Origin of the sequence: Chamaesiphon sp. OTE_75_metabat_556, assembly GCF_031378165.1 — a bacterium.
GTDB lineage: Bacteria > Cyanobacteriota > Cyanobacteriia > Cyanobacteriales > Chamaesiphonaceae > Chamaesiphon.
In genome coordinates this window covers 1-5,901 of record NZ_JANNDR010000209.1, presented here as the reverse complement: position 1 = coordinate 5,901, position 5,901 = coordinate 1, and the positions used below count along the sequence as shown (strand labels likewise).

The following is a 5,901-nucleotide window of genomic DNA, read 5'->3' as shown; positions in this document are numbered from 1 at the left end:
GCTGCCCAGGTAGATGATGGTCCCTGTGTTACCTACATCGGCAAAGGTGGTGCTGGGCACTACGTCAAAATGGTGCATAACGGCATTGAGTATGGCGATATGCAATTGATTGCCGAAGCCTATGACTTACTCAAGAATGTCGCAGGTCTAGACCACAAGCAATTGCATGAAGTCTTTACCCAGTGGAATACCACCGAAGAACTCAACTCCTTTTTGATCGAAATCACTGCCGATATCTTCAAATATATCGACCCAGAAACTAATAACGCACTGGTCGAAATGATTCTTGATGCTGCCGCCCAAAAAGGTACCGGACGCTGGACAGTCCAAAGTGCCCTCGAATTGGGTGTATCGATCCCAACCATCATCGCAGCGGTGAATGCGCGGATCATGTCATCGATTAAGACCGAACGCGTCGCAGCGGCCAAGCTGCTGACTGGGCCAGATACCAAATTTACTGGTGATGTTAAAGTCTTTATCGACCAAGTTCGTGACGCTCTCTACTGCTCGAAAATCTGCTCCTACGCTCAAGGGATGGCATTACTCAGTGCCGCGTCTAAAGCGGAAGGTTACAATCTTAATCTGAGCGAAATTTCGCGGATCTGGAAGGGTGGCTGTATCATTCGGGCGGGATTCCTCAATAAAATTAAGGATGCCTTCAAAGCCGAGCCGGATTTAGCCAATCTGCTCCTAGCTCCAGAATTCAGACAGACCATTCTCGATCGACAAACAGCTTGGCGCGAAGTTATCGCTCAAGCTGCGAAAATGGGTATCCCCGTTCCGGCGTTTAGCGCGTCGCTAGATTACTTCGATAGTTACCGCCGAGGTAACTTACCCCAAAACTTAACCCAGGCTCAACGGGACTACTTTGGTGCCCACACTTACGAGCGCATCGACAAACCAGGCTCGTTCCATACCGAATGGACTAAAGAAGCCTAGAGGAGCGGAAGACTAGGAGACTGGGGGAGTTGGAGGCGAAGTGCAGATACTTAGTTCCCAACCCCCCGCTCCCCGCCTCCAACTCCCAACTCCCAGCTCCCAACTAAATAGTTGACATTTCGGCGTAGAAAATGCATAATTAGATCTGTTGAATAAATGGGACTGTAGCTCAGTTGGTTAGAGCGCGCGCCTGTCACGCGCGAGGTCGCGGGTTCGAGCCCCGTCAGTCCCGTCAGAGTCAAAACTCGATCTCATTTATCAAAAAGCCCTCATCGTCAAGATGGGGGCTTTTTGATTTGTTAACTTTGATCGAATGTTGACAAGTGCGATCGATCTTGTAAGGTTGGGGTTGATCGGATCTGAATCGACCCTAATGTCCTAGTTGAACTATTCGGCATGAGTAGGAAAGCGATCGACAATAGAATTACGATCGAAGGTCAGCAGCAGCATCGAGTTGGCAGTAATTTGTAAACCCGATCGAGCTAGATCCTTAGTCTCTGACAAGTTAAAAAATAGGTGATCCTTCTGGATACATCAATTCCAGTCGTTTCGCTCGGAGCTGGGCTTCTGCGATGCAGATTTCTTCAATTCGCTTAACCACATCTTGAGAAATCCCCAATCTAGCAGCCATTTTAGTTACTGTGGCTCTTTCACGTTCGCTATATTGTCCATCCGCACTGCAAGCTTTAATGGCATCGTAAACGAGAAAGCGGCGTGATTCATTTGCTTCTGGAGGAGCTACACCAATAACTTGCTCGATATCTTCATCCGCTTGATAGGATTTGAGTTCTGCCACTAATGAATCTGATGCGCCGAAAGCAGCCGCAAGCCCAACAACCCAGTCTCTTTCTTCAGGTGCTAATGTCCCGTCTCCATTGGCACAAATGAGTACCGATTTCAAATACCCGCTATAAGCTTCAGAACTTGGAAGCTTGCTAAAGGTATATTTATCTTTAAACAACCACATAAAACCTTCATTTCTGTTAGTCATGATGCTGATGAATAGATTTATAGAGCTTAGGGACTTCCCTAATTATCACATACTCGTAAAACTAAAATATAATTACCCTACAAAGCAACTTGACTTTGGTATAATCCAAACAGACGAATAAAACACAGTGCAATCGATCGAGTTATGACTCATTCAAATAGTAAGGAAGCAACCACTGCGCCTAATCATCTCAAAATTGCCAGACGCGGACAGGATCTTTACAATCGATCGATCCGCAGTCAGGTAGAAACGCGAGAGCAAATCGGCAAGATTATTGCGATCGATCTCGATACTGGTAATTATGAAATTGATGATAACTTTCTAGAAGCGATCAATCGGTTGCATTCTCAATTTCCTGATGCCACGATTTGGTCAGAACGGATTGGTTTTAATGCTGTTTATGCTGTGGGTGGTAGTTTGACGAAGGTAGATTTAGCGTGATTAATGGAATTGTGATCGGACGACAGCCGCAGGTAAAAGTCATCATTAGGATTTCTGGCTATCCAGATCTAGAAATTGGCTGTGTGATTAATACGGGATTTGAAGGAGCTTTGGCTTTGCCAGTGGCGGCTGTTGCCAAGCTGCAATTGCCTTATGTTGCGAGTATTAATACTAACTTAGCTAATGATGAAAATCTGCCCACCCCAGTTCATCGCGCGACAGTATTCTGGGATGGTGTCGAGCTAGAAGTACCAGTATTAGCCATGGGACGCCGTCCGCAAATCGGCACTTTACTGCTCAATAATTGCAATCTGAATATTGATTTTAGTGATGGTAGTATTCTCAGTATTGAGGCTTTGTAAATGACTGGCTGAGAAGCTATCGGACGGAACTACTAGAATTATTTCGCCCAGCTAAATCAAGATTGCCATCCTACAGTACAATTTGGCAGGTGATGCTAAAACTTTAAAATCCCCGATCGAGATCCATACCATAGAGAATTTTCTCCCAACACCACTGCTCAGATTTGTTTAAGTGATTGCGACGAATGCTATTTAGTAAGCGTTCGACACGAATTTCATCATAACCAGCAAATGCGATCGCCAGGTTGCAAGTTTCTGGATCTACTCGATCGACAGAGGTAGCTTTTTCGTTAACTTTGCTTTCTTGACTCGGAGATTTAACTTTTCTTGAGGTTTATTTTCTTGCTTGGGGGAAGTGACTTTAGCTTTAACTCGATTTTTAATCTCTGTCAAACCGATCGATCGCATCCCGATACAGATCCAGTTCTGAAAGCGATCGACCGCGCTGGCGTTCGTACTCGATCAGCCGCCGCACACGATCGCGATCGCCCTGTGCTTTGCGTAAAAGTCGTTCTTTCAAGACATCCAATTCACTCTGGAGATTTTGGCGGTAAGTCGCTCGAAGTTCGCTCGTATAGAGATTCGCAAATTCATACTCAGCATCAGTCAGATAGCCCAATCGATGCCCAGGCCGATATTCATTCCAAGCGGACGAGCGTTTGTATCCCGCTAAAAATACCTCACCAAATCCACAGATAAACATGCACAGATCTGTGTCGCGCTCGTTGAGTTCAACATTCGGCTGGCGGATGCCGCGATTGTCCAAAATATAATGACAGACTTCATGGGCTAAAATTGCTCGCGCTGCTGGTAAGTCCCGCTCGAAATCGGGACTGACGCGAATCGTCACCCAACCCTCTTCATCCACTTCAAACTGTCCGGCAGCAGCAGGCATGGACTCTACCACCACGCGGGGCACCATCATCGGCACCGCAAACCCTGGTGCTACTCGTCTGGCATGATCGAGGAAAGCTTTTACCACTCGATCTAGTCGATCCGCATTAGACAACTCACTCGGATCGAGTGTAAAGTTGGCAGACCACGAGGACTCCGCCTGGAGCCAGCCTAACTGAGCCAGCCGATCTAAACTAGATTTGATGTTGTCAAAATCCGCTGAAGCTTTTGGTGTTGCTGAAGCTTTTGGTGCTGCTGAAGCTTTCGGTGCTGCTGAAGCTTTCGGTGTTGCTGAAGTTTTTGGTGCTGCTGAAGCTTTCGGTGCGATCTCAATCCAAACCACGAGATCCCCGCGCCCAAAGAGAGAAACCCGTTTGGGTACACCGCGCCCAGGTAAGGTTAGGAAACTACGGTGTTTGCTGTCTGCTGGGATCTTGAGACTAATGCGACCATCGAGGGTGGAAATGCGAAGCTCCACCCCAGCCTGGGCTTGTGCTGGAGTAATCTTGACTTCTGTAAAGATATCGTCACCTTCTCTGGTCAATCCATCTGCCTGAAATGGCACCTTCAGGTGCAAATACAAATCTCCAGGTTTACCGCCGTAGGTACAGAGATTCCCCTGTCCGGTTAGGCGCAATCGGGTTCCGGTCGTCGAGCCAGCCGGGACGACAATTTTTAGCTGTTTGACAGTGGGTGCAAACTCACCATTCGCTTGAATTTCGAGCCGATTGACTCGAATGTCTGGTTCGCACCCAAAGATCGCTTCGTAAAATCCGAGATTGAGGTCTATGTTGAGATCGGGTCGAACATCACTCGAATTGGGGCGATCGGGAGAAGGAACTTTTTCGTTAACCTTAGCTGCTCGATCTGGAGATGTAACTGTTGCTTTGGGTTTACCTTCTTGTTTAGGGGCAGTAACTGTTGCTTTGGGTTTATCTTCTTGTCTAGGGGTAGTAACCGTTGCTTTGGGCTTACCTTCTTGTTTAGGGGCAGCATGAGCAGTTCCCGAACGTGACTGGCTGGTGCGTTGCCGCTGTTCTACCATTGCATAGAACTCTTTACGGCGCCAGTCGCACATCTTTCTACTTTCAGATGTATATCCTATTACCGTCCAAGGTGCAGATGTACGAATTCTCTGAATTATGAGATCGACTTCTCTTTCAGACATAGAGAAATGTCGTTTTTTACCAAAACGATCGTAAAGCACTATTGCATAGGTTTTACCAGTGGGAATCAAGTTAACACTATGACGAGTGACTTGTTTAAATGCCCACATCAATCGATCGAGCTTAATGATTTGGAGATTATATATCTGAGTAAAAAGCAGCCAAGAAGGTGTCACAAATAATGTATTGCCTTCTAATTCTTGGCTGTGGTAAAGATCTCTGATTTCATTGTCAATATTACAGGCAATCAAATCTCCATCTCCATATTGTGTTAAAGAACTATAGATTGGATGTTTGCGGGGATTGTCGGTTCTAACTTTTGCTTTATAAAGATTCCAGCTACAGAGACCCAATCCGCTGGCTAGAATAAATAACAAACCATCCAGCGAGGATTTGTAATTTACTGACTCCAGCATTACAGGTAAGATTTTATCTTTTAGAGTAGTCCGATTTTTCATTAGTCGAACGACTACTTTTTCCTGAGTGTCAAAGGGAATTTTTGATAGCTTCCCAGTAAAAGTAAGATTTTTTAAATCAGCTTGAGGTTGCATCTTAATTAAAATAGCGCGACCTCGATCGAGCATTGCAACTGCATATTTACTATCTACTGTCTCCACATTAGTTTTCTTGTTAATCATTACTCTGGTAATGCCAGTGTCCACGATACTCGAACTAGTAAAAGTAACAAATTCACGATCGATACGATCGGCATCTTCAAGTTTCAAAAGTTGCTCGATATTTATTTTGTGCGCGCCTAAGAAGCAGTTATATAGGTAACGATATTGGGAACAACCTAATCCTAACAATAAAGCTATTCCTATTAAATTATGCCGCCATAATTTTTTGTTAGATTTTTGAATACGTTGCCAGAAGATCGTTCCTTCCATAAGTTAATTTTCACAGCAGATCTGAGATAATTGTTGTATTTGTTTTAGGGTAGATGCCACTTTTTCATACAATTCATTACTAATCTATTTTAATTAGCTATGTCAATCCTATTTAAGTAACACTGCTGATTTAGGCACGATCGCTAAAAATCTTTTTTAGGGGTGTGTCTTAATTTCCCTGAATCTTTTTCAGGAAATCCATTACTTGTTGATATAAATCC

Annotated in this window: 5 protein-coding genes and 1 tRNA gene; 4 read left to right on the top strand and 2 right to left on the bottom strand. The window is 44.9% G+C overall.

Going from position 1 to position 5,901, the window contains the following annotated elements:
- Together gndA and RMO27_RS08625 are read left to right on the top strand one after the other, a co-directional pair.
- On the top strand, positions 1–939 hold a 939-nt coding region (gene gndA, locus RMO27_RS08630), incomplete at its 5' end, for an NADP-dependent phosphogluconate dehydrogenase (protein WP_309731373.1).
- A 158-nt stretch (positions 940–1,097) separates the two neighbouring features.
- A tRNA-Asp gene (locus RMO27_RS08625) sits at positions 1,098–1,171 on the top strand.
- A 273-nt stretch (positions 1,172–1,444) separates the two neighbouring features.
- Here the strand turns inward: RMO27_RS08625 and RMO27_RS08620 are convergent.
- On the bottom strand, positions 1,445–1,930 hold the full coding sequence (locus RMO27_RS08620) for a hypothetical protein (RefSeq protein ID WP_309731371.1): 486 nt from the start codon (positions 1,928–1,930) through the stop codon (positions 1,445–1,447).
- Between the two features lie 144 nt (positions 1,931–2,074).
- Here RMO27_RS08620 and RMO27_RS08615 point away from each other — a divergent pair, with 144 nt between their 5' ends.
- Both RMO27_RS08615 and RMO27_RS08610 read left to right on the top strand, forming a co-directional pair.
- Positions 2,075–2,371, top strand: coding sequence for a hypothetical protein (locus RMO27_RS08615; protein ID WP_309731369.1), 297 nt, complete (start codon positions 2,075–2,077; stop codon positions 2,369–2,371).
- Positions 2,368–2,733, top strand: coding sequence for a clan AA aspartic protease (locus RMO27_RS08610; RefSeq protein WP_309731367.1), 366 nt, complete (start codon positions 2,368–2,370; stop codon positions 2,731–2,733). Before RMO27_RS08615 ends, RMO27_RS08610 begins: the two co-directional genes overlap by 4 nt.
- Positions 2,734–3,112: 379 nt before the next feature.
- Here RMO27_RS08610 and RMO27_RS08605 read toward each other — a convergent pair whose 3' ends face one another.
- Positions 3,113–5,518 carry a DUF6709 family protein gene (locus RMO27_RS08605; protein ID WP_309731365.1) on the bottom strand — a complete coding sequence of 802 codons (2,406 nt, stop codon included), beginning with the start codon at positions 5,516–5,518 and terminating at the stop codon, positions 3,113–3,115.
- Between the last annotated feature and the right edge of the window lie 383 nt (positions 5,519–5,901).

Bases quoted from the DNA above. Each gene is read 5' to 3' on its own strand.
- RMO27_RS08615 (WP_309731369.1), top strand. From the start codon at position 2,075: ATGACTCATTCAAATAGTAAGGAAGCAACCACTGCGCCTAATCATCTC.
- RMO27_RS08620 (WP_309731371.1), bottom strand. From the start codon at position 1,930: ATGACTAACAGAAATGAAGGTTTTATGTGGTTGTTTAAAGATAAATAT.